This is a genomic window from Methylomonas sp. Kb3 (assembly GCF_002834115.1).
GTDB lineage: Bacteria > Pseudomonadota > Gammaproteobacteria > Methylococcales > Methylomonadaceae > Methylomonas > Methylomonas defluvii.
This window is the reverse complement of record NZ_PIZT01000065.1, coordinates 305042-330453: the sequence shown is the minus strand read 5'-3', so window position 1 is coordinate 330453 and position 25412 is coordinate 305042. Positions and strand designations below refer to the sequence as shown.

Below are 25412 nucleotides of genomic sequence, written 5' to 3'. Positions count from 1 at the left end.
GGAGGAGAAGGGATTTTTAGACGCTTAAAATACGCAATACCGCACAGACATCGGCGCGGCAGACTTCACCGTAGAGCTAACCAAAATCGACGGCGAAACTCTAACGGCTTAATTAATTCTATATACATTATAAGAAGCTCTACAAGCCTTTGGTGGTGCGGCTAAATGTCGCGTCCGCACCGACGACTAGCTCATGGTTGCCGACAAACCAATTGGCGGCAACCATAGAAAGTTCATCGGCACCCACAAAACACCTGGAGGTACCCACAGAAGGCTCAGCGGTGCCAACAACGTTCCTGGCGGTAACCCCAGACGTTTCATCGGTACCGACAATGCCTCCGGCGTTGCCAATCAAGGCCTGTAGCGTGCCTCCTAGCCCTCTGTGAATACTCCCAAATCGTCCAGATCAAACCAGAAAGCAGGCTTCGGTACACAATTAAGATTTAATTAAAATAAAAAAATGGCTTGGTTATCAAGCCATTATGTTTTAGGCTGTACCTAGCCTCCAATATCATCCGCTTATAATTCGACACACTTGGCCAGGCTGGAACAGTTAGCTTGATGCACGCATCAACAACACCACACTCGCCAAACCTGACGAATTTACTCATTGGTCGCACATAGCTATAGGGAACCTTTAAAAATTAAAAAATCTCCTTCTCCCTCCGGGAGAAGGTTGGGATGAGGGAATTAAATATGAAATATGTTCATCCCTCACCCTCTCCTTTATGCCATGCGGTTACGTAGGAAAAGGGATTTTTAGAGGCTACCCATATAAGCTTGGATGGGCACATAAAAAGCCATTATCGACACATGCAATCGAGCTAGGCTGTTACCAACACATTTCAACAGCATGTCAGAACGGTGCGCTTTAGTTCAGATGCTAGCCAAGCGCACCAATTTGGCTCGTCAAAAATTTATTACACCCTGACTGCGGTTGAAAAAGCGGTATTCGTGAGGTTACGTATTTCGTTATTGAAAAGAGCTGCTAGTATTGATTCCGTGTTGGCGATGCAGACTGAATGGAATGGCCCGCAGTTGACCCAATTCTGAAACAATTTCCAAGTATCTTCGTAACCAAGGACCGGAACACTACCCCTCAAATATTAACTGAATTAGCTGACTGTATTCCGTGGTCTGTCAGGCTATTGGAGCATGAGTTAATAAAAGGAGAAAACTATGTTTATTAAACTTGTCATTACCCTAACCTTTGCAACGTTCTGCTCGGCAGCATGGGCGCAAGATTTTTATGTATCGCCCTCAGGTAGCGACAGCCTGAATGGCCTATCTCCAAGAGTGAATTTCTGGACTAAAACCGGCCCCTTCAAAACATTGGCTCGCGCCCAGCAAGCGATCAGAAGTTTAAAAGCTACTGGTAACTTTAACCAGGCGATCACCGTACATGTTGGCAAAGGCGTTTACCAATTGCAAGCGCCGCTGGAACTCAATGCCGAAGATTCGGGCCTGCCTGGACAAGAAATTATTTGGGAAGGCGAAAGCGGCGGTAGTATAGTTTCTGGAGGCATTCAATTAAAAAATTGCCAAACATACGACGAACTCTCGCCAGAAAAGATAATTAGCTGCCCAGTAACTAACTCGACACTATCCACTATAACGGGAGAGAAATCTCCCCGGATTGTAGGGGAAGCCCCTAAATTTGATGTTTTTGTCAATGAACATAAAATGCATTTAGCCAGATGGCCAAATCAAGATTGGGCTCATATAAAAACTCCCTTGCGGACTCGGACTAGGCTATTGGTTTTAGAAAAAATGCCTAAATTTCAGGGCGACCTTAGCAATGCTCAAGTGCACATTTTTGCAGGCAATGACATTAAAGACGAATATATAGACGTAGCCGCGTTTGACTTAGCGAATAACCATATTACCTTATCCAGCGATACTTCCTATAACATTTCATCTGGCAGAAGATTCTACCTAGAAAACATCAAAGCAGAGTTAGATATGCCGGAAGAATGGTTTTACGATAAAACCACCAGTAGAATTTACTTTATACCGCCAAAATACACCATTCCAGAAAAAATACTTCTTTCTTATGCCACCAATTTAATAAAATTAAGAAAATCCAGCCACATTACTTTTAGAAACTTAATATTTCGCCATAGCACAGGAAACGCTATTAACGCCGACAATTCGAACAACATCACCCTTGAAAAACTAGAAATAAACAATATAGGTGGCGTAGCTATAAGAGCCCCTAATAACAATAACGTCATTATCTCGAATAACCATATCCACGATACCGGACTTGGCGGCATATTTTTGTCTGGTGGTGACCGCACGCTATTAGAAAGCTCAAATAATGTGATCGATAACAACACCATCACTAATTATGACACCGTCTTATTAAACTATTCCCCAGCAATAGCTATCTCAGGCGTTGGTGTATCCGTTACTCACAATTTAATAAGCAACAGCACCGGCAATGCCATTATTGTCGGTGGAAATGAACATTTGATCGAAAAGAACGAAATCACCCAAATATGCAAACAATCCGGTGACTGCGGAGCGATATATTTATCCGGAAGAGACTGGACATATAGAGGAAATGTCGTTCGGCACAATTATATTCATGACTTCACAGGTTATCAATTAAACCAAGCCACATTGGATATTCAAAAGAATAAAGTTGAATACATATTCGATGGCGCTAGAGGCATTTATCTGGACGACGGATCGAGTGGAAATACTGTTTACGGCAATATACTAGACAATGTTAGCTTCATTTCGATTCATATTGGCGGAGGCAGGGACAACCGCATCGAAAATAACGTTGTTAAAACAAAAAGCTACGCTTTTTTGATGGATAACCGCGGCATATACGCTGATTGGACTCCGAACAGAGAAAGCCTCGCAACGATGCCGATCAACAGCGATATATGGTCGCAAAAGTATCCGCAACTAAACCAGCCCATGAACAATGACACTTGGCCTGAAGGTAACACAATAACTCGAAATGTTTTTGCGATTACTAGCAATAGCCCCACCAGATCGTTGCGTTACGTGGCCCCACGCGACTCTACCAATATCAGTGATAATTTAGTATGGCACAAAGGAAACGATATTAGAGTGGATTATATGATACTGGAATCGAACGATGGCAAAGGCGGAGTGCCCTGGTCAACGTGGATCGATCAAGGCTTGGAATTAAATAGTATTAACGCCGACCCCTGCCTTAATATCACCCAAGGAATATTAAGCGTAACCTGTAGCGATTCACCCATAAATTCAATCGGATTAAAACCTATACCGACAGATATAGGCCTGATTCAGTAAATAGGGGTTTTCTAGCTCGGCACAAAGCCCATCGCCGATCATGTCTGGCTTTTCTATAAAGTAAAACCGATAAGACTCCGTTATTCTGCAGTTGTTGATTACACCGGGATCCCCGTGCAAGCGGGGACTAACCCAATCGTTTTTTTGCATTGCATTCTTTAGGAAGAAACTCACACGAATTTTTGGCGGCTTCAATACGTTTCTTGAAAATTGCCGGTTATTACTCAAACAACATGGCGGCTGGTGATAGCGCAGATGAGGTCAGAGCCGGCCAGTTAAACATCACTTACCTCAGCAGGTGGTATATGCAGATAACAACAACGGGGAATTCCCTTGTTTACAACAACCGGGATAACGATGCGCCGCTTGCTATCCCACCGCTATTTAGCTCAATGCGCGCGGCTCAAGCACGACCGATTAAATTACTACTGCTGATAAGCCTGCTATGCCAATGCAGCATAGCCTTGTCTGCAGATTTTTACGTTTCCACTGCCGGGAACGACCAAGCGGATGGAATGGCGGCTAAGCCTGAGACCTCTGGTTCTCACGGCCCATTTTTCAGTTTAGCCAGAGCGCAGCAGGCTGTCAGAGAACAAAAAGCTCAAAACCGGTTTAACGAGCCAATTACTGTACATATCCGGTCGGGAGACTACTCATTGCCAAAAACGTTAACGTTCAATATCCGGGACACCGGTTTTGCGGATCGGCCAATACGGTGGCAAGGAGAAGGAGGCCCGGTAACCATCAGCGCCGGAACGTCATTGACCGACTGTACCCCCTACCAGCCGCCGACCTGGAGTTGCAATGTAAAAGGCCAAACTTTTACCAACCTCAAATATCAGCAAAACCATCGCCAGCAAGGCGCCGTACCCGGATTCGAATTATTTGTCAACGACCGTGCACTGCATCTAGCCCGCTGGCCTAATAGTGATTGGGCCCACATAAAAATACCGACTGACGACCGGACCCGCTTCAGCAGTTTCGAACCGCTTCCACCATTGGAAAATAATTCCAAAGCCCAAGTCCATATTTTCGCTGGGAACGACTGGTACGATCAGTACATTGGCGTAAAGACGCTCGAGTCTGCAAGCAATACGTTAACGCTTGACGATAAAACCGCCTACCACCTTGCGAGCGGCCGGAGATTTTATCTGCAAAATATTCGCTCCGAACTGGATGCTCCCGGAGAATGGTTTTACGACCAAAGTGAAGGCAAGATACTATTCATACCCATCGATTCCGCAAGTCCGTATCAAGTTACGGCATCGACATTACCTAATCTGCTCACATTCGACGGCGTCCGACATGTTAGCTTTAGTCGTTTGAGCTTTCGCTACTCGACCGGACATGCCATCAAAATCGACAAAAGCGAGCATCTCAATTTTACCGATATCGAGATCAATAACACTGGGGGGAAAGCAATCGAGGTAAAAAACAGTACTCACGTCACAATTGCCCACTGCCATATTCACGATACCGGTGAAGGCGGCATCCTGCTCAGCGGCGGAGACCGCAACACTTTGCAGCCCGCGAACAATACGGCGCATAACAACCGTATTCACGATTTCGGCCGCGTCGTCATGACTTACATGCCGGCAATCGAGTTGGCAGGCGTGGGCAATCAAGCGACACACAACCTTATTACCGATGCCCCCGGCTCCGGAATATTGGTAAGCGGCAACGACCACCTCATCGAAAAAAATGAAATCCACAATGTTTGCGAACAGGCATCGGACTGTGGCGCAATATATTCCGGTCGAGACTGGACCTATCATGGCAATACCATCCGCTATAACAGCATCCACGATCTGTTCGGCTACGGCCTGAAGAAAATTGATGTAACCCAGAACTCCTTTAGCTATGCACGCCCGGATGGAGTACGCGCAATTTATCTCGACGACGAAGTAAGCGGATTCAACGTAATAGGCAATCTACTTTACAACCCTGGCATGATTGGCATCCAGGTGGGCGGAGGACGCTACACGACGATAGAAAACAATATAATCGTCACCGATAAATACGCTATCACTGTTGATCAACGTCAACCCAGTGCGGAAATCAAACGCCGATTAGCTGCAATCCCTTACCGCAATCCAATATGGAGCAATAAATATCCCGCGCTATCCGCACCAATGCACAATGAAAACTGGCCGGAGAACAATAGCATTATAAGAAATATAGTGATATCGACAGCCGCGAATAATTGGGGGCTACGCTATCGAATGCCGGATGCCAGCAACAATATAGCCCATAATCTGGTTTGGAATACTTCAGGGCCTTTTAAAATCAGCTACGAAATACTGGATCGTTCGAAAAAACGCGATGGCGCCTTGTGGACGGAATGGGTCAACGAAGGCGTTGAAAAGAACAGCGTCGAAGCCGACCCTTGTATGACAATAACCGGCAATAATCTCAAATTTTGCTCAGACACGCCGGTTAAAAAGATCAATTTTCAACCCTTGCCGGAGGACATCGGCCTAACTAGCATCTCTGCGACACCGTAAAATTTACTCCGCCAGCTAACTCTCAGCGCTCAATTAGCTGGCTTGAGTAACCTGGACGCAGACTGATGCAAACCGGACAATAACGCCTCCAACCCACGCCTAACGGCAGGATTGACGGACTTTTCAAAATAACGACTTACCACCCAAGACAGCAGTAACATACCAACCATAATAATAATATTTAGTAATATGCCGCTTGCGGTAATTGTAAGATGCTTCATCAGAATATTGCCAATTTTCAAATGTAGCAAATATAAGGGATACGTAACAGCGCCAGCGACGACCAAGGAATTACACTTAATATCGTCAAACCTTTTTGATGATATAAGCCACATTAATCCATAACAAACGAAAATAACACAGCCAACACCAATATCCGTTAATTCTTTAAACCGATCTACACCAACCAGGACTGCCAGACAGAAGGACAAGACAACCGTCATAACAGACAACATTCGATGTCTTTCTTGATAGATATGGTAAAAAGCCCCCCCGGCGGAAAAATAATAACCATACGATGTGATAAACAACTGCTTAATCCACCCTATATTTACCCCATAATAGTCAACAAAACAAAGAACCACCCACCCCAAAAGAAGCCAATGATAAAACCGGTAAACCTTGAATAGGATTAATACAGCGACTAACAAATAAAAGCGAAACTCTATTGCTATCGTCCAATAAACGCCATCTATAAAGCTCTCGCCCAAGGGGCGTTGTAAAAAAGCCAAGTTTGCAAACAATTGCCGCAAACTTAAAGGTTGATATTGAAAAATCAAAATAACTGCCGAGGTTAATATAATCGCTAGCCAGTAAGTCGGCACGATTCTGGCGACACGCGAGGCGAGGAATCCGCTAAACGATCGTCCTTCAGCACTGAGCGCTATCACAAACCCGCTGATAAGAAAAAACAGGTCTACTCCGAATCGGCCGTATTCGAAAAATGCCAAATGCGGAAATTCGAAAATTTTTCCGTACAAGACATTAAACCGAGTCTGTGCTGAATTGACATCTGCAAAGTAGTGAAAACAAACCACAGAAATTGCAGCCAAAAACCGATATCCATCTATAAGCAATATATGCTGATTTTTTGCCATGCTTAACATTCCTTACGCGGAGCAGCATTTACTTGAAAGGCCAACCATAACGAATAGCCGGCAAGCCGGTACAAGTCTTAACTTTTTCCAATAACGTCGGCATAAATTGCAGCCAACTGGGTATAATTTATTTCTGCCGTATATTTTTCGTTGTATGCCCGCTTTGCGTTTAGCCCCATACGAACTTGTTCTGCCGGATGCTCTAACAACCAACGCGCTTTTTGGGCTAAGTCTTTCGAGTTTCCTGGCTCGAACAATAATCCGGTTTCTCCCTCTTGAACAACTTCCGCCAAACTCCCAACTTGGGAAGCAATTACCGGCAGTCCATTGGCAAAGGCTTCCAACAACACCATTGGAAAACCTTCGTACCATTCGGAAGGTAGTATCAAAAACCCGGCCTGCTGCATTAGACAAGCAATTGCTTGGCTGTTTTGAAAACCCAATAATTGCACGTTATCCATTCCAACAAACCGATTGCTCAGCTCGCCACTGCCTGCAACCTTCAAGACACAATCGCCGTGAAGTCCACCCCATGCCTCGACCAAAGTAGCAATACCTTTTTCCGGACTGAGTCGGCCAACATATAGTGCCTGTCTAGTATCACGCCCGGCATGCCCCAAACTCTCCACCGATGGCGAATCCGCGACAAAATTGGGTTTAACGCAGATTTTATCCTCAGGGAAACCGGCTTGAACGAATTTACTTTTAGCAAATTCCGTTAACGCAATAAAACGATCTACTTTAGTATTCCAGGTTCTCAATGCCCGGTGCCGTGCAACCATATGCGCGACCACCAAACTGCCTAATCGGGAGTTGCGGTAACAACCATACAAAACCGCTTGATACGGGCTTCCATTAATGCACTGTTCGCAGATTTTTCCATCGCGCATTAAAAACGCCCCAGGACAAATCAGCCGATAATTATGTAACGTCTGGACAACCGGAACACCGACATTAATGCACGCATCGTAAATAGCCGGACTGATTTGAGGGAAGAAATTATGCACATGAACCAAATCCGGCTTTAAACTGCCTAATAGCTTATCCGCTGCCGCTAAACTGGTTTTTGAATGACAAGTTGACAACGCCACTTTAACTTTGCCGCCAAGCCCCCCTGTTAGCGTGTTATTGTCTACAGTCCAGACTTCGACGTTATGTCCATATTGACTTAATAGTGAAATTTCAGCCGAAACAACACTATCTTCACCTCCGGCTTGTTGATATCGGTTATGAACAACTAGAATTTTCATTTCTCAACTTATAACGGTAGATTGTCGCGTCATTCGCGGCCATGGGACTTGGATAATATAGACATATTCACAAACTAAGGCCTATGAATGCTCACCGTCGACCAGTCAACCTGGATAATAGCCGCGGCCAAAAGAAACGCTTGAGATGGGAGAAATTAGGTAGAAAACAACATATTTTGAGCAAGCTAACCATTAAGCTTGACCGATTTTCAAAAAAACCGAATTGACAGATAATAATCCCCAAGGGTACATCCAAATCCTTATAAGCTTCGACCATTGCCCTTTTTTGCAAATGGATATAAACAAACTCCCTACTGCATCCATCATTAGAGAAACAATGTAATTTGCCTTGCAACCAAATAAAATACTGCCCCCAATGATTAGGATGGGACGTCATATGCAAAAAAGCCGACCGCGGCGCAATGTCGGCTATTAATTCGCCTCTAAATACCGGTAACTCCAAACTTGCGAAGATGGCATCTATGCCGTTAGTCTCATCAAAGTTGCAAAACTGCTTGATTGAAAAAATCCGTCGAAAATCCAAAAGTCCTTGACCTTCTCTATAAATGGAATTGATTTTGGCCGTATTTTTATACAGGGTCATATGGCCCCTGCGAAATATCTTGACATAATCTCCGCTTGCCGCCTCCACCAGTAACGGATTCAGATCGCCAAACACCATATCGAAATCACAATGCCCCCACCAGTCGTAGCCATTAAAGTACTCGGCCAATAACTCCCCATACGCCGGCTGAAAATCAGTCAATTTATAAGGAGAGTCAAGAGCCAGCGGGAAATCAAAATGGCGCTGAAAACTCTCTCTTACCTCCTGAAAACTTATTTTTACAACCTTGACATTGGGTGGCAACTTAAAATTAACTTCAAAATCAACTAAAAATAAAAAATCGATTTTTGAGTTGTATCCGCATGATCTGACAAACAAATCAAAATACGCAGGGCATTTACCAAAATAAATATTGGCAACGATCATCTTCATATAAAACCCTTACTAACCAGGAATGACGGTTTAAATTCTAGAATACATATAACAGAACGAGAAAGGTTATGAAATAAAATCTGCATCATCCCAAACCAGAGTGCAAGAAACACATCAAAGGCATTAATTTGGACATACATGCTCCAGCTGGCGCATTTCCATTTTATTGAGTTTCGATATTGAACGCGCCATGCCATACATAACCATTAGCTGATATTGAAAAGCACAGAGCGCTTGGTGAACTTCAAGCAAATTAAGCACGGCATAACAGTTATTAACTGCCATTTACATGAGGCACTTTAATATGCCATCAACAAAGTTTGAAGCCATCTTCTCAATAGAAAATCGAACACTGCTAGCTAACGCATTTGTTCTCAACATTGACAACAAAGCCTGATCACCCAAGCAGTGAGATACAGCTTCCGAATAAACATTTATCTCTGGCGCGGTAATCATACCGTTAACCCCATGCTCAAGGTATTCTATCTCGGGACTATGATTGGGAATATCGCTAGTAAATAACGGCAAGCCTGCACTAAAAGCGTCCAAAATCGCTAATCCAACCAACCCAGGACACAGAAATATCTCCGCCGATTTAAAAACCAAGGCCTTATCCGACCCGAATAACGGTCCAAGATATTTTACAAACTCATGCTGACAGGCGTACTCCTCCACCAATCTACGATCATTTCCATCGCCAACCACCAATAATATAAAATCCGGATTAATTTCTTTTATTGCTATTGAGGCATCCAATAAGAACCTTAATTTTTTATCGGAATATAACCCGCCACAGAATAAACCTATCCTAGATTTATCACGTATTCCTAATCGCTCCTTTAAGGCGTTAACGGCCTCCCCTTCCTGAGCAGACAAAAGTTGCTTGAAACATGATGTATCAATACTATTATTCAGAGCAGTGATTTTATTTTTCGGATACCCTAATATGGAAACATACTCAGCGACGCCGGGCGTATAAGCAAACCACCAGTCACACTGAGTAGATAATAGTTTTTTTATCTTTTCCCGAAAACTATGAGGATTACCTTGTCTATTTTGACCATGTCCCCAATATGCAAATCGCTTATATCCAATTAAACGCGCTAAAATCAACAGATAATTATGCAAATGTTTATTAGCCTGCTCAGTGATCACGAAATCGGCCCAAACAATATGCCGCATAGCGCTAGGCAAAATATGTAGTTTGCCCCCGAACAACCAGACGCTTGCATCGACTACACAATATTGATTACTGACCAACACATTATCGCCCTTATTCCTTTCATGACTAGGCGGAGTTCCACATACTACCCTCAATTCATGACCGGCTTCGCTTAACATTTCGCCCATCAATTTGAATAACGGTATCCGATATTGCTTCAGCATCGGCTGGAAGATCACTATTTTCATACGCTAATTGTTATAGCCTTAGTTTTTTGCGAGTAATAAGTGTATAAAATACCCTGAAATTACCCTAGCTAAATCTACCATTATGTAGATCGGAAATAATATCCTCGGACAGTTATTCCACCCAAACCACCAACGGACCTTTATATTCGCTGGAGAACGAATACTGGTAAAATAGTCGAACATGTGCTTCGCAGATAGTTGACTACGCAATGCAGCCATTCCGGTGACCTCAACATAGGAATACACCTTACAATTCCGGCAACTCAATATGCGATATCCGCCCCTTCTCGCTCTATGGCTGAAATCGTAATCGGCGCCATAGTGAGGCAAATGAATCTCATCATATAAGCCCAATTCCTTGAAAACGCCTATCGGAAACAATGTCCCTCGTCCAGATGCATGAGTCACGGATACAACATCGACATCGCCCGGCAAATGGTCTTTTTCGAAACTCACGGGAATCGACTTCGCGATCAACCAGCTTTGCCGGAATCCAAACGACAAGGGCTTTCCGTTCTTAATATCGTGCGGCACTGAAGTTAATACCGAATGCGGATATTTAATAATCAATTTGGCAAACTCTGCCAAATAATCAGGAGGCAACTCAGTATCGTTATTCAGAGTAAGCAAATAATCATCGGGCGCTGCGTGTTCCAATGCGTAATCTACGCAACGATTAATGGCGCCAGTCCACCATAAGCTGCTATCAGCCGATATTAAATGCACTTCAGGGTAATCGGTTCTAATCAAATCAGAGGTACCATCAGATGAACCATGGTCGCAAATCACAATATTGAAATTCTGATTAGTCTGTAACCTAAGACTTTCCAAAAATTTAATAGTAAAACTGACTCTATTAAAAACAGGAACACAAATCCATATTTTCATAAAACACTTCTAGTTATTTTGTAGTCGACAAAGACTGAAACTAACGATTTTTGCCAATCATGTCAATTCTATTAACTGAGACAACCAAAAACGAACTAATTAGCATGAACGTCAAATTTAGCCCATTTAACCCTCTCAGATATGACGATTCCGCTAAATTATGCACCAATATCCCCAAAAAACCGGTCGATAAGAAAGCAAAAAGGCCTGGATTCACATTTTTGATAAACATTAAACATCGAAAGTTTTTTAATATAATTAAAAAAAGTAGAACTATTGCGACCCCTCCTCCTTTTGCAAGGACCTCTATATAACCATTATGTAGGTGTGACATTTTGATGCCATATTTTTGAGTCAATCCATCCAGATTATCAAAACCATGCCCAATTAAAGGACTATCAAAAAATGACTGAACCCCTCTTTCCCACAATGCCGACCTTCCTGTAAACGTTGTATCACGCCCACCACTTGCTAGAGACTTATTGACTATTTCTTCGCTGTTCATATAGAAGGTGGTAATTATCATAAAGCCTAATCCTATAACAACAAATAGCACGAGTTTGAATGATGCACTCGCGCGACCCAAGAACCTAAAATACAGCATCGATACTACTACTACAAATGAGGCTACAATACTTGTCATACTGTCCGCCATTACCACCGCATACATCGCTGCCGCTATCGCAACGGATGAAATAGCTTTTCTTAAAAAACCTCCCTCGCTAAAAAATAAATTTACACTACACCAAATCGAAATCAGCACCAATCCGCCTAATTTATTGGGATGATTTGTAATGCCTATCCAACGGACTTTGGCAAAATCAGACGAGTTAATCCCGAGTTTCGGATATTTTAGCGCCACAAAAATACTGGCCAGCACCATAAGAAAAGTCAGTGTAAACAACCAAGCGATAAAATTATTGTGCCTGTCATAGAATGCTAAAGCTGTAATAACCGCAATTAACAACGACGACAATAGGAATATAAAAATCATCAATGTGGCTTTGGGATCGGCTGACCACGCAACAGACAATAAAGCGTAGAAAATCAAGCATAAAAATAACTTACTCTTAGTCAAAACTTCGGCAACAATCTTGAAATTGGCTAATAACAGAACTAGAGTCAGAAAGATAAAAATCCTATGAAATGGAATTCTTTCCTCTCCTCCAGTCAGAGTCATGTCTATTCCAAAAAAATCCCAAAATACATAGCAACAAAATACTAAAATCGTAATAGTTCTATACTTAAAACCTCTAGTACCAGCATTCATAGTTTCAATAAGCTTTGATATTCTGAAATTGTTTTCTCAGCATTTATATCTGCGTTATAGGCAAGTTGAGTGTTTGTGTACATACACTGAATTTTATCTACAGGGCTCTCTATTAGCGCTGCATCTAACTTTTTAATCCAATCTGAAACGTCATTTGGTTTTGCTAAAATCCCTGCCTCACCATTCAAGACCATTTCCCGAGTGCCGTCGATGTCACTGGTGATAATCAGTTTTTTCATGGCTCCCGCCTCCAAGATGGGCCGGGCAAAATGCGGTTCGGTAAAAGGCGCGGCGATAATATCTACCTCGGCAATATAATTTGCGATATCAAATATCACTCCGGGAAAAAATACACGATCTTGCAAACCGTAGTGATCGATCACTTCCTGTATTTGTAATCGCAAATTTTTCTTGCCGGTTAACCAACGCAATAAATTTCTAAGCTTGTTTTGGTCGGCTATCCGCTCCCCTTCCCCGAACAACACCAGCACAGTGTCGGGATGATTATCCTTTATCTTGGCAAAAGCCTTTAGCAATGTCAGCGCACCTTTGGCAGGCGTATTCCAACCCAGCATCGCTATGATCTTTGTACTTTCAGCAATATCGAGTTGTTGGCGTAGATTAACCGGTACAACCTTTTCGGGATTAAACTTATCGAAACTGACAAAATTAGGAACGACTACGCCGCGTTTTTCCGGCTTTATTCTTTGCAATTCCGAGTCGCATAACGCAATAACCACATCGGCGCAACTGGAAATAATTTTTCTTAAAACACCATAACGAAATCTAAAGCTCCCATATTCAAGAAAGTCTCGCATATGCCATACCAATGGCACTCCCATTGCCTTGACGGCAAGGCCTTCTGAAATTAAAACGGATGAATTAAGGTGAACAATATCCGGTTGCTCCATCGCTATAATATGCTTCATTTCATAATAACTTGGTAACAACTTTAAATAATGTCGTATATAAACTTTTAGGTTGTGGTAAAACTTGGCGGAAAACGGATTTAGGGATTGATTTTCTATCGTACAATGAGGGAGCTTGCCAAGCCTGGTATTTATTTTGCATTGAATCCCTGCCTTTCGATAAAAATCAACCGCCGGACCGTCGATTATAAAATATACAACTATTTCATATTCCTTTCTTACAAACTCCAGAAGATAAAATAAACTCATCGGCGAACCTCCATTGGCTCCGGAGTGCTGCACGTAAAGTATTTTCTTAGCTGACATTGCCAATTTCCTTAGCAGGATTTCCTGCAACTATTTTAGATTCCGCAACGGCCTTCACTACTACCGAGCCGGCACCAACAATACTGTTACAGCCGATATTCACACCTTTAGTTATAATTGAGTTAGCACCTATAAAAACATTGTCTTCAACGACCAGGGGCTTAGTAGCAATTTTCTCCATTTCCCTACAATATCTTCTATTGACAGGACTTTTTGCATGAAAATCGGTGTCAAAAAGCAAAACATTGGCTCCTATCAAGGATTTTTTACCGATTGTAATATTCACTGCCGCGCATATAGAAGACCCGCTCAGTCCGCTGTCGTCACCGATGTTTAACTCAGCCCCTTCCCTTAAGGTTCTCAAGATAACAGGGTGATTCACTCCCAGCGCGGTATACCTGGAATCCGAACACAATACTACACGATCACCAATAACGATATGAGAATTCTTAGCTCTGGAAATAATTGGTAATCCGTAAAATTTACAACCTTTTCCTATTACTACTCCATGCATTCTAGCAAGTCCGTAGCCCATAACTTGCCAATATAGCATCCTTATCTTATTAATAATTCTCAAGAAAATATTCATTCTTAAATTACTTCGCTAAATATGAGGCAATTGGATCATTAGGAAAAGGTGCATTTTCGTGTTTATATGCCCAAACACCTTCTACTATATCAATCAATATTTCCATTCTATGGCGCTGCGTATGATGCGCCCGCACATACTGAGCTGCACTCATTCCCATTGCTTCTCGCTGCCCGTCAGGTAGCGATAATAACCACTTGACTTTATCTACTGCTTGTTGCGGAGTTTTGAAATAATGGCAATGTTCTCCATCCTTCAGGATTTGGTCGAATTTGGGCGAGTAACCAGAAACATAAGGGATGCCGGTGGCAATGGTGTTAAAAGGCCTATTCGATTCGTAGTATTCGATATCGCTAAATTGCGGAATACCAATCGCCACTTTGGATTTATTGTAGGCATCGACCTGCTTAAAGAAATCTATCGGTCCTCGTGCGCATGAGAATTTGTCCCATCCCTTTCCGTACAAGGCAAATCTGCTGCCAAACTCTTCTTCGAGCGCTTGAATCAGCATTGGCCTAGACTTGGCTCCAGGTGCCGAAGCGAAAGGCCGACGAGATTTCCATTGATTCGCGATCATTACCAAATCGTTTTCGTAACTACTTTCCTGCCGGCCCAAATCGTTAAACGACACCTCGTCGTAGCCGTGCGGCAGCAAATATACGTGGCCTGCCCCTTTTCTTTTCAAATATTCCGCCACGCGACCTAATCCGGAATTGAAACAAACATCAGTATATTTGACCAGACTTAACAAGCATTTCGGGTAAGGCACAACCCAAATATTACCGAACGGGTCGCCATTTTCGTTACAAATAGCAGGCTTTGACGGCAGGCTTTTTATCTGGCGCATAATGTCTTCATTCAAGTGTCCACCCCAAAGTCCGTGCCAGTAAATGGCATCGGCGGCGAACTCTCTGGCGATATCGAGAACTCTCTTAGCCATTTCGTCCCATCCGTACTCGCGGCCGAAGAGTCTATAAGAGAAAATCTCCAATGCCTCCAACCTTCCTTCCGCGAGCATATCGGCGAAAATTTTGCGGCGTGCCCGCTGATCGCCTTCCACGTTTTCTACAGGTAAATATAAAAGCCGTAATTTCTTCATAATTTAATACCCTTTCTTTAACAGCGCCTTGCTCAATTTAGCCAACCCAGAACTTGGTGGGCGAGCGTCTATAAAACATCGCAAGATTACTCTGAAATATTTTGCAGGTCCGATAATGACATATATCATAAAGCCAACTGCGCCCGTTAGCATCTGCAAAGGTAGCAACTGAAACGAATTAATATCAAGCAGCTGCCTGGACATTAAGTATATTAAAGCGGCTATCCATGCCCCGGCCAATAGCTGAGAAACTAGTATTTTTATACTAAGCCAAAAACGAATCCCCAACTTCACATTCAAGATAGAAATATAAATAATAAACCGCAGCCAGTAATAAGAAGTCAACACCAATAAAATTGGCATGATTTGACCTTGTAGCGCAAAAAACAACATAGCGGGAATCAACAGTACTAGTAAATAAGCTTGCAGTCTTATTTGCAGGGATAATGCACCCAATGCGCTGCAAGCGGTAGCAGCAACGCTAGCCAACATTTCTACAGGCACGAATATTGCGGACAATTGCACAAAGTTAACCGCGTTTTCCCAATTCGCCCCCAGTAGTACTTCAACTAACTGGGCTGCAGCCGCATACATCCCGCCGCCAACGGGAATTAGAAAAAACCCGGTTACTACCAGGCTTTTTAAATAAAGCTCTCGAAATTGCGCTTTATCATTCTGGCATTTTGAATATGCCGGCAATAGTACTCTGGTTATGGATACTAGCAAGTTATAAGCCGGCATTGAAATTAAGTTCCTACTTCTATTCCATAATCCTAATTCAGCCGCCGGGAAGAACTTACCCACTAGAATATGGTCTATGTTTGAGCCTATGAATGTCATAAAACTGGCGACCGAATATCCACCACCATACTTTATGATATGTTTATAATCGGCCAGCCTGAATGTAATTCTCAATGAATGCTGTGTTTTTACATACGCAGCCAATAAGAGTAGAAACGTTTGTGTCAAGTAAGCAGCCGACAGACTAAATACTCCAAATCCATAATATGCCAAAACCACACCAACCAAACCATTACCGATTAAATAGGTAACAGTTTCAACTATAGACAGATATTTAAAATTCATATTTCGCTTCAACAACCCGGTAGACGTTGCCGATGCGCCAATCAAAATGAAGTTTACGGCCAACAATTCAATAACAGGCACTAATTTTGGAGTCTGAAAAAACTCCGCCAAAGGCTCCGCCAAAAAATATGTGGCTATAAAAAAAAATAGACCCGATATAAGCGAAAACCAAAACGACGCTTCTATGTCCGAGCGAGTTATTTCTGATTTCTGTTGTATTGCAGCAGCCAAACCAAAATCGGAAAAATAACCACCAACTTTAACCGCAGTCAATGCCAATGCCATAAGCCCGAATTCTTCAGGCGCTAAAAGTCGGGCCATTATGGCCAACACCACCAACTGCGACACGCCTTTAAATAGCGCTCCCAAATAATTCCATTTAATACTGTGCAATATACTCATATTTTATTCAGAAGACGCTTTTGAATTACCCGCAATTTCAATCTAGCGCGATATAATAGAACTACGGCCTTTTTTACAACCGCCCAACTGCAGGCAATACAGTTAATTAAGCCTTAGGCTCTTTGCACCCCTCTTTATAAAGAGAGGAAAAGCGCCTCATTTTAACGGCTTTGCCACTTCAGGCGCCCTTAGAAATACAACATCCAAAGGCACTACCGGTACTATATAAATTCTGTAAACTCCTTTTGTATCAATTAAATTTATTAAACCCCAACATAGGCAAATGCATGACTTTTAAGTGTACTTCTATCGTTTTTGTTTGCATTGCAACCATCTGCTTTTTTAATTATTTCCCGCAGTTTATTTATTCGGACAAGGAAATATTAATAAACTCTAGCTTTAACGATGGATTTTCCAAGTGGATACCGTCAAAAACCGGCGTAGAGATACATCCGGCAGCGAAAATCGACACCACTAATCTCTCTAATTTCGTATCGCCTCCCGAAACGAGTGTTATTCTCTCCGCCCCAAATTTCGAACGCGCAATTAGCCTTGGACAATTTATTCCGCCTGTAACCGCTGGCTCATTACTGCATTTAAGTGCTTACACCAAAACCATTGGAATAACCGACGGTCTTCGTCCATGGGAAACTGCTCGAGTCATATTGGTGGGTTATGACCAATTCAACAAAGCGATGTATAACCATCCCCACCTACTAGTTGCGCAAAAAGGCTCCTCGGACTGGGCGTACCACGAACGCGTTTTTCGGATAGCTGAAAATACGGCCAAACTTCAACTGATAATCCAATTAATTCACGCGAAAGGCCAGTTCTTCGTTAAAACGCTTAGCCTTCGCCCAGCAACACCCAATCCCGAATTTGGGCGATACAGATCATGGTTTATAGCTATTTGGACATTCCTGGGACTGTGGGTCGGCTTACCGCTAGTTCACAAAGCGGCAACCAGGCGTCCTCACGCCCTAATTCTGCTGATTGCGCTCGGCATTTTAGCCGGCGTTTTAATGCCGAACTCCTTAAAGGAATACATCGGCGAGTCGATTTTGCCATCCGCGGATGCTGGCGCCTACATTATCCATTCTGATGAGCTAAGCGTTTTTCGGCTTACATTTTCGATACCCGAACTGGACAAATACAAATACGGCCACTTTATTATGTTCGGGCTATTAGCTGCAACGGCGAGCAATCGCGGATGGTTTAACCTATCGACTTTCAAAGCACTTGTTTTAACGACGTTATTTGCCTTTGCTACCGAGGTGTTGCAGCTATTCATTCCTGGACGCGGCCCTCAACTAGGTGATGTTCTTATTGACACCGCTGGTATTTTTACGGGCTGGGCCTTATCAGGTTTTTACCGTTCAAGCAGCATTAATTGCTAACAGCTCAATAAGCTTGCTGCCCCACAAATCCTTTGAAAATAGTCACGATCACAATCTTTAAATCCAAAATTACGGACCATTGGCGGATGTATTCCAGGTCGTGATGAATCCGTCTTTCCATTTTATCGATGGTTTCGGTTTCGCCTCTGCAACCGCTGATTTGCGCTAGACCGGTGATGCCGGGTTTCATTTTGTGCCGCAGCATATAGCCTTGAATCTGTTTGCGGTAGTATTCATTGTGAGCCACCGCATGCGGCCGTGGACCGACCACGGACATAGTGCCGCTCAACACATTCAGAAATTGTGGCAACTCATCTAACGAGGTCCGCCGCAGAAAACCACCTAACGGCGTCACCCGGCTGTCGTTGGCAGTGGCTTGTTTGATGCTTTCACCATTTTCACACACCGACATCGACCGAAATTTCCACACTTCAATCTGCTCACCCTTCACGCCATAACGCATCTGTTTAAAAATGACCGGCCCCGGCGAGGTAAGCTTGATCGCAATGGCGATGATCAGCATCGGGATAGCGATAATCGGCAAAATGATCGCACACAGCAACAGATCCTCAAGGCGTTTGGCGAAGCCATCCAGCGATGAATTTAAAGGCGTATCGAAGACGCTGACCACCGGAATACCTTTTACGCTGCTGAGTTTGGACTGCATCAGGTTAAAGGTAAAAAAGTCCGGGACTATATTTACCGACACCGTACTATCAGCCAATTCTCGGATCAGTTGGTTGATCCGTTTTTCCGCTCGCAACGGCAAGGTAATATAGATATGATCGATTTCTCCGCGCTGCGCTCTTTCCAGTAGCTCTTTAAAGTCGCCAACGATGACATCGACCATGTCTTCATCCTGCCTGCGCTGCTTGTTCTCGATGCGGTCGTCAAAAAAACCAACAAAGCTATAGCCCAGCCAAGGCATTTCAGTCAGCGCGGCATTTAGGCGTTTGCCTAGCGAATTGCCGCCCAAAATCGCGTAGTTACGGGTGTTAAGGCCGTGCATCCGCAAATAAGACAATGTCGAGCGGCGCAGCGAGTGCAGCATGATGATGCTGAGCGGCGCCAGCGGCAGCCACAATTCCAAGACTTGCCGCGAATATTCAAAGCCAAGGTCAAATACGAAAAAACTGCTGGCAATCAGTGCAAAGGCCACTATCCACGATAATAATATCCGCACGGCGTCGTCAAACAGGGGATCACCGCGCCAGCCGTGATAGATCTCTTGATGCTCGGCAAAAATACCGAACAGCACGGTACAGACAATAAATAAACCCAGGTATTCACGGTCGAACGGCTCGCCATAGATGTGTAGCGAGACATATAGCGTGATAAAAATCAACGCGGTATCCATGGCCCGCTTAATGCTCTGCAATTCCGGCTGTAACGGCCTGATAAATCCTTTTGGGCGAAACTGATTCATATCAAATATACTGGTTAGCTTAATGAGTTGATCATTTGCCTGCCTGATTATAGGACTTTAAGCCAAGATTATTTCAGCTTAATGAAAGTTTAATGCTACACCGGCGGTGGCATGTAATCCGTTCGGTGCCTACAAGTTTTTAATGCATGCCGCTTCTTAGTGACATCGCAGGCGCAACAATTGTTACTTAAACACCAACTGAAAAATCAACGTTGCTTGTAAACCACTTTAGCAGGTCTTGCCAAGCTCACCAATAAAAACGCTACCCTTAACCCAGTAAACAGACTATTTCATAATCCTTATGACAGAATCTTTCATATCAAATAAAGCCATTCCAGTCCGCGACCGTCTGATCATGGCGCTGGATGTTTCCAGCATTGCAGAAGCGCAAGCTTTGGTCGAAGAACTGGGTGAAGCGGTGATTTTTTACAAAGTGGGCATGGAGCTATTCATGTCGGGTGATTATTTCGGATTTATCGAATGGCTGAAGGCCCGTGACAAAAAAGTGTTTGTCGATCTTAAATTCTTCGACATTCCAGCCACGGTGGGCAGGGCAATTAAAGCGCTAAGTAACAAAGGCGTGGATCTGGCCACTATCCACGGCAACGATTCCATCATGGAAGCAGCGGCAGCGGCGAAAGGCGACTTAAAAGTGTTGGCCGTCACCGCATTAACCAGTCTGGATCGCGGCGATTTGGACGACTTGGGCTTTCAATGCGATGTGCGCGAGCTGGTGTTGTCCCGCGCTAAGCGGGCGTTGCAAATTGGTTGCGACGGTATCGTCTCATCAGGCCTGGAAGTAGCAATGATTAGGCAACAATTGGGCGAAAAGCTGCTGGTAATCACTCCCGGTATCCGGCCGGTGGATAACCGCGAAGACGATGATCAAAAACGCGCTGTCAGTGTCGAGCAAGCGATTCAAAACGGCGCGGATTACATAGTAGTGGGCAGGCCTATCCGTGACGCGACTGACCGTAAAGCCATGGCGGAAAAAATTCAGGCACAGATTGCAGCGCAGTTTGCTTGAGTATTTGCGCCAAAGCTTTCTGGAATTTTATTCTCGGTATTTTTGCTTGAAGGGCAAAAAATTAAATTTGCCGGGGCTTTTAACTCCCCTCACCCCAGCCCTCTCCCAAGGGGAGAGGGGGAATACCGGTATTTTTGTTAGCTAGACTAAATTAGGATCGCCTCATCTAGCTCGGAAATATAACTCCCTCTCCCCCCGGGAGAGGGCAGGGGTGAGGGAATCCAAAAAAGGCTTTTGCAATGAAAGATTTGGCCCGTTCATTACGCAAAAATCAAACCGACGCAGAACGAGTGATTTGGCAACAGCTGAGTAATCGGCAATTGTTGGGCTGTAAATTTCGTAGACAACAGGTTATCGGCCCATTTATCGTTGATTTTGTTTGCTTGGAACCCAAGTTGGTAATTGAAGTTGATGGCGGGCAGCATGCCGAGCAACAAGAATACGATCAAAACAGAAGCCATTATTTACAGCGGCTGGGGTATCGGGTGCTGCGATTTTGGAATCATGAGGTTTTACAAAACAGGCTTGCCGTAATGGAAGTAATTCGTCTGGCTGTAATTGAGTTAAGAGAACCTGTAAAAACCTAGCCCCCTCTTAAAGAAGACTGGGATCAGGGAATTAAAATAGTTGATCCCCTCACCCTAGTCCTCTCCCGGAGGGAGAGGGGATGCTCCAACCTATTCGCTTTGGCCTGGAGAAGTAATAACGTCAATTCACCCCCTCTCCTGCTGGACGACTGCATGGATGCAGGATATAGGGCAACGCTGGGAGTAATTGCCGAGGGTTGCGGTGAGAAGAAAAAATCAATTAACTGCCGCCCTTCACCCAAACCCAATACCATTAAGTTAAAAACGACCAACCCCTCCTCCCTCCGGGAGAAGATTGGGATGAGGGTATCAAATAAATCTTTTGCCGTATTTATTCCCGCTAACCTTCTCCTGCTGGGGAAGGGAATGTTTCCCTAAACTTAATGACGCTGCATCCTAACCTTACCCCGTAAGTAAAGGGAATGCCCCTCTCCTGCTGGAGAGGGTTGGGGTGAGGAGAATAAAATCAATTAAATACAGGCCCTCCCACGGAGGAAGTGGGTATTTGTTGAGCCGCCCAAAAGCGGGTGTTCGGCATCTAAAATTTAACTCCCTGCAAAAAGTGGGCATAATGCTCCGGTTTTTAATGCGCGCAACCAGCCAATGCAATGAAACCAGCGGCAAACATCTATTTGATCGGCCTGATGGGCGTGGGTAAAACCACGATAGGCAAACAGCTTGCTAAAGCCTTGCAATGGCCGTTCTACGACAGCGATAGAGTCATTGAGGAATGCACGGGAGTCGATATTCCCACTATCTTTTCTTACGAAGGTGAAGACGGCTTTCGGATGCGCGAGCAAACCGTGATTCGGCATTTATCGGCGTTGCAAGGGATAGTGATGGCCACCGGCGGCGGCGCGGTTTTAATGCCAGAGAATCGGGCGGCAATCAAGGAAAACGGCTTCGTTGTCTATTTGCACTGTTCGATAGATAAAATCCTGCACCGCACCAAACACGATACGCAACGTCCGCTATTGCGTACCGAAAATCCCAGACAACGCCTGCAAACCTTGTTGGCGCAGCGCGACCCGCTGTATACGGAATGTGCCGATTTTAAAATCGACTCCGGCGTACTGCCCACTAAAACCGTGGTTAAAACCATTTTGCAGCAATATCAGGCTGCCCTAGAAGATCATGAAAGAATTGCAAGTTGCACTAAATAACGACAGAAGTTACCCGATTTACATCGGCGCCGGCCTGCTGGCTCAGCCGGAATTGTTGACCAGACATATTCGCGCCAAACAGGTGCTGATCGTTTCCAACGAGACTATCGCGCCACTGTATCTGGCCAAATTACAGATAGCATTGGGCGACTATCAAGTCGAAACGGTGATTCTGCCTGACGGCGAGCAATACAAAACGCTCCAATATTTGGAAAAAGTCTTCGATCAATTGCTCGCCAAAAAATTTAGCCGCAACGCCACTTTAATTGCCTTGGGCGGCGGCGTAATCGGCGATATGGGCGGCTTTGCGGCAGCCTGTTATCAACGAGGCATTGCGTTTGTTCAGATTCCCACCACCTTGCTGGCCCAGGTCGACTCCTCGGTGGGCGGCAAAACCGGCGTTAACCATCCGTTGGGCAAAAACATGATAGGGGCGTTTTACCAGCCGCAATGCGTGATTGCCGACGCCGATGTACTGGACACCTTGGACGACAGACAGCTGTCCGCCGGCTTGGCGGAAGTGATCAAATATGGCCTAATTCGCGACCCGGATTTTTTGCAATGGCTGGAAGCCAATATGCCGAAATTGCTGGCTCGCGACAAAGACGCCTTGGCTTATGCCATTGAGCGTTCCTGCATCAATAAAGCCCAAGTGGTTGGTGAAGACGAGTTTGAATCCGGCGTGCGCGCCACATTAAATCTGGGCCACACCTTCGGCCACGCCATCGAAACCGGCAGCGGCTACGGCCACTATCTGCACGGCGAGGCGGTAGCTATCGGCACCTGCTTTGCCGCCGATTTATCGCGGCGTCTGGGCTGGCTGAACGATGCCGACGTTAAGCGGATTATCGACGTTTTCCAGGCCGCCAAGCTACCCGTGACACCGCCTACGGAAATGACGACCGAACAATACGTGGATTTGATGGCGGTCGATAAAAAAAATGTCGACGGCAAAATCCGCGTGATTCTGTTGGAAGCGGTCGGCAAAGCCTCTCTCCCCGTCAACGTCGATCTGACGCAATTACAGGCAACCTTGAACGGCTATGCTGGATAACGACGACTTGACCTACAGTTACCAAAAACGCTCGGTGACCAACAACGCCGAACGGGCTTTAATCACGTTGGAGCGTTCGCAAAAACTGGATTTGCTGCTGCACTTACTGGCCAATTTGCAGCAATCCCTGATCGTCTGCGGCCCGGAAGGCATCGGTAAAACCACCTTATTGGAAACTGTCCGGCAAAATCGCAAGGATATGTGGGAAGTCGTGTTGCTGCCGGCTTCACCAGACTCCAGCTTCGAAAGCCTAATCAACGATTTGTTGCGCGGCCTGAATATCGCCAAAGCCTCCGCTTTCGATCTGAGCGCTTTGCGTGACAAATGTGCCCGACAAAAGGTAGTGTTGCTGATTGATGATGCCGGTAATTTGGTACCTGGCCTGATGACGATGCTGATCGAATTTGCCGACTCGCTACTGGGCTTGCGGCTGGTGTTGGCGATGAATCACGATCAATTCCACATCAAAAGCGGTACCGACAAATTGGTGGAGGAGTGCCATTTCATCGAACTGCCGCCGCTCAGCAAAAAACAATGTGGCGAATATTTACAAAATCTGTCGGCGCCACCGGGCGCAGTGGTGTCGTTTAACGCCATCAGCGACAGCCTGATCGAGGATTTATATCGCGCCAGCAACGGCATCCCCGGCAAAATACTCGCGCAATTGCCTAAATTCGCTCATTCCCAAAGCCATAAACGCAGCAAACTGGGCTTATGGCTCGCAATCGCCGGTGTGCTAACCGGAGCCGGCTATGCGCTGAAATCTTTATTACCGCCGGATCTTGTCACAGGGCAAATCGCCGGCAACCTGCCTATTGCGGTTACAACCGAAAAGGCCGACAAAGCTGCCACCGAAAACACAAGCGCTCCGCAGCCGACACCCACTCCGACAGTCGAAACCGTCCTGGCACCGCCGCAGATCGCTCCACCACCCGAGCCCAAAGCGCCGGAACCGTCACCGACAATCGTGTCTGCCGCCCTCAGCCCGGCAAACAATACCGTGGAGTCAAGCCATGCACTGATCGAAGCCGAAGCGACCGGCCAAGCTCCGCTCCGCTCTGCCGACGCTGAATCGATAAATAGTTCAACAACACCCAGCCCGAAATTACCGAACAAACCGTCGCCCGAGACCCTAAGCACGCAGCCAAGCACTCAGAGCATTGCTGCCGACAAGCAGACGGCGCCCGCGAAAGCACCAAACCCTGAGCAAGCCAAGCCCGAGCAGCAAGCTGAAAAACCGTCGCCAGCCAACTCTGCGCCGACCGAGGAGATAGCGCCGGTTGCTGTGCCAACCCCGGCTAAACCCGTCGAACACAAACCCGCCAAACCCGCCTTCGAAGGCAGCGATCAGGACTGGATCATGGCGCAACCAGCCAACAACTTCACGCTGCAAGTCATGGTGCTGTCCACTAAAGATGCGGCACTACGTTTTCAAAAAAAATACGCCGATTACCGCGACGGCCTGAAGTTCTACCCCATCAAACAGGGCGAACAGGAAAAATACGTGGTAATTTACGGCTCTTTTCAATCTGCCGCCGAAGCGATACAGCTTAAAGCCGTTATGCCCGGCGAGTTTAAGCAGGCCATGGAAAAACGCTTCCGGGCCGTACAAAAAGAAAGCCGCCGCTGATTCTCAT

Annotated in this window: 20 protein-coding genes; 9 read left to right on the top strand and 11 right to left on the bottom strand. The window is 45.1% G+C overall.

Annotated elements, in window-relative coordinates; genetic code table 11:
• Window positions 1–193: 193 nt before the first annotated feature.
• From CWO84_RS24485 to CWO84_RS16915, 3 genes are all read left to right on the top strand, one after another.
• Complete coding sequence (locus CWO84_RS24485; RefSeq protein WP_165786359.1) at window positions 194–364, top strand: hypothetical protein; 171 nt, start codon at window positions 194–196, stop codon at window positions 362–364.
• Window positions 365–1179: 815 nt separating this feature from the next.
• Window positions 1180–3294 carry a right-handed parallel beta-helix repeat-containing protein gene (locus tag CWO84_RS16920; protein WP_101054039.1) on the top strand — a complete coding sequence of 705 codons (2115 nt, stop codon included), beginning with the start codon at window positions 1180–1182 and terminating at the stop codon, window positions 3292–3294.
• A 203-nt stretch (window positions 3295–3497) separates the two neighbouring features.
• Complete coding sequence (locus CWO84_RS16915; RefSeq protein ID WP_101054036.1) at window positions 3498–5798, top strand: right-handed parallel beta-helix repeat-containing protein; 2301 nt, start codon at window positions 3498–3500, stop codon at window positions 5796–5798.
• Window positions 5799–5827: 29 nt separating this feature from the next.
• On the opposite strand, the gene CWO84_RS16910 is transcribed toward CWO84_RS16915, so the two are convergent.
• From CWO84_RS16910 to CWO84_RS16865, 10 genes are all read right to left on the bottom strand, one after another.
• The gene (locus tag CWO84_RS16910) at window positions 5828–6895 is read right to left on the bottom strand and encodes an acyltransferase (RefSeq protein ID WP_165786357.1); all 1068 of its coding nucleotides are present in this window, start codon (window positions 6893–6895) and stop codon (window positions 5828–5830) included.
• 77 nt (window positions 6896–6972) lie between these two features.
• A complete protein-coding gene (locus tag CWO84_RS16905; protein ID WP_101054030.1) occupies window positions 6973–8145 on the bottom strand; it encodes a glycosyltransferase family 4 protein in 1173 nt (390 codons plus the stop codon).
• A gap of 91 nt (window positions 8146–8236) precedes the next feature.
• Window positions 8237–9142: a DUF6625 family protein gene (locus CWO84_RS16900; RefSeq protein ID WP_101054027.1), complete on the bottom strand. Its 906-nt coding sequence runs from the start codon at window positions 9140–9142 to the stop codon at window positions 8237–8239.
• Window positions 9143–9427: 285 nt separating this feature from the next.
• Window positions 9428–10552 carry a glycosyltransferase family 4 protein gene (locus tag CWO84_RS16895; protein WP_101054024.1) on the bottom strand — a complete coding sequence of 375 codons (1125 nt, stop codon included), beginning with the start codon at window positions 10550–10552 and terminating at the stop codon, window positions 9428–9430.
• Window positions 10553–10570: 18 nt separating this feature from the next.
• Entirely contained in the window at window positions 10571–11440 is an 870-nt protein-coding gene (locus tag CWO84_RS16890; RefSeq protein ID WP_101054021.1) for a glycosyltransferase family 2 protein, read from the bottom strand.
• A 40-nt stretch (window positions 11441–11480) separates the two neighbouring features.
• Window positions 11481–12710, bottom strand: coding sequence for an O-antigen ligase family protein (locus CWO84_RS16885; protein ID WP_101054018.1), 1230 nt, complete (start codon window positions 12708–12710; stop codon window positions 11481–11483).
• Window positions 12707–13945 (bottom strand): glycosyltransferase, encoded by a 1239-nt coding sequence (locus CWO84_RS16880; protein WP_101054015.1) that lies wholly within the window; start codon window positions 13943–13945, stop codon window positions 12707–12709. The genes CWO84_RS16885 and CWO84_RS16880 overlap by 4 nt, the downstream gene beginning before the upstream one ends.
• The gene (locus CWO84_RS16875) at window positions 13935–14534 is read right to left on the bottom strand and encodes an acyltransferase (RefSeq protein WP_101054011.1); all 600 of its coding nucleotides are present in this window, start codon (window positions 14532–14534) and stop codon (window positions 13935–13937) included. Before CWO84_RS16875 ends, CWO84_RS16880 begins: the two co-directional genes overlap by 11 nt.
• Before the next feature lie 7 nt (window positions 14535–14541).
• Window positions 14542–15633, bottom strand: a complete 1092-nt coding sequence (locus tag CWO84_RS16870) for a glycosyltransferase (RefSeq protein WP_101054008.1) — start codon at window positions 15631–15633, stop codon at window positions 14542–14544.
• A gap of 3 nt (window positions 15634–15636) precedes the next feature.
• On the bottom strand, window positions 15637–17121 hold the full coding sequence (locus CWO84_RS16865; protein ID WP_101054005.1) for a lipopolysaccharide biosynthesis protein: 1485 nt from the start codon (window positions 17119–17121) through the stop codon (window positions 15637–15639).
• Window positions 17122–17408: 287 nt separating this feature from the next.
• On the opposite strand from CWO84_RS16865, the gene CWO84_RS16860 reads away from it, so the two are divergent.
• Window positions 17409–18518, top strand: coding sequence for a VanZ family protein (locus tag CWO84_RS16860; RefSeq protein WP_101054002.1), 1110 nt, complete (start codon window positions 17409–17411; stop codon window positions 18516–18518).
• A 4-nt stretch (window positions 18519–18522) separates the two neighbouring features.
• Here CWO84_RS16860 and CWO84_RS16855 read toward each other — a convergent pair whose 3' ends face one another.
• The gene (locus tag CWO84_RS16855) at window positions 18523–19944 is read right to left on the bottom strand and encodes an undecaprenyl-phosphate glucose phosphotransferase (RefSeq protein ID WP_101053999.1); all 1422 of its coding nucleotides are present in this window, start codon (window positions 19942–19944) and stop codon (window positions 18523–18525) included.
• Window positions 19945–20245: 301 nt separating this feature from the next.
• Here CWO84_RS16855 and pyrF point away from each other — a divergent pair, with 301 nt between their 5' ends.
• The 5 genes from pyrF to CWO84_RS16830 all read left to right on the top strand — a co-directional run bounded on the left by pyrF (window position 20246) and on the right by CWO84_RS16830 (window position 25405).
• Window positions 20246–20971: an orotidine-5'-phosphate decarboxylase gene (gene pyrF / locus CWO84_RS16850; protein WP_101053996.1), complete on the top strand. Its 726-nt coding sequence runs from the start codon at window positions 20246–20248 to the stop codon at window positions 20969–20971.
• Between the two features lie 239 nt (window positions 20972–21210).
• A complete protein-coding gene (locus tag CWO84_RS16845) occupies window positions 21211–21558 on the top strand; it encodes an endonuclease domain-containing protein (RefSeq protein WP_033158208.1) in 348 nt (115 codons plus the stop codon).
• A 608-nt stretch (window positions 21559–22166) separates the two neighbouring features.
• A complete protein-coding gene (locus tag CWO84_RS16840) occupies window positions 22167–22721 on the top strand; it encodes a shikimate kinase (protein ID WP_101053993.1) in 555 nt (184 codons plus the stop codon).
• A complete protein-coding gene (gene aroB, locus CWO84_RS16835; protein WP_101053990.1) occupies window positions 22693–23775 on the top strand; it encodes a 3-dehydroquinate synthase in 1083 nt (360 codons plus the stop codon). Before CWO84_RS16840 ends, aroB begins: the two co-directional genes overlap by 29 nt.
• Window positions 23765–25405 (top strand): AAA family ATPase, encoded by a 1641-nt coding sequence (locus CWO84_RS16830; protein WP_101053987.1) that lies wholly within the window; start codon window positions 23765–23767, stop codon window positions 25403–25405. The genes aroB and CWO84_RS16830 overlap by 11 nt, the downstream gene beginning before the upstream one ends.
• The last annotated feature ends 7 nt before the right edge of the window (window positions 25406–25412 follow it).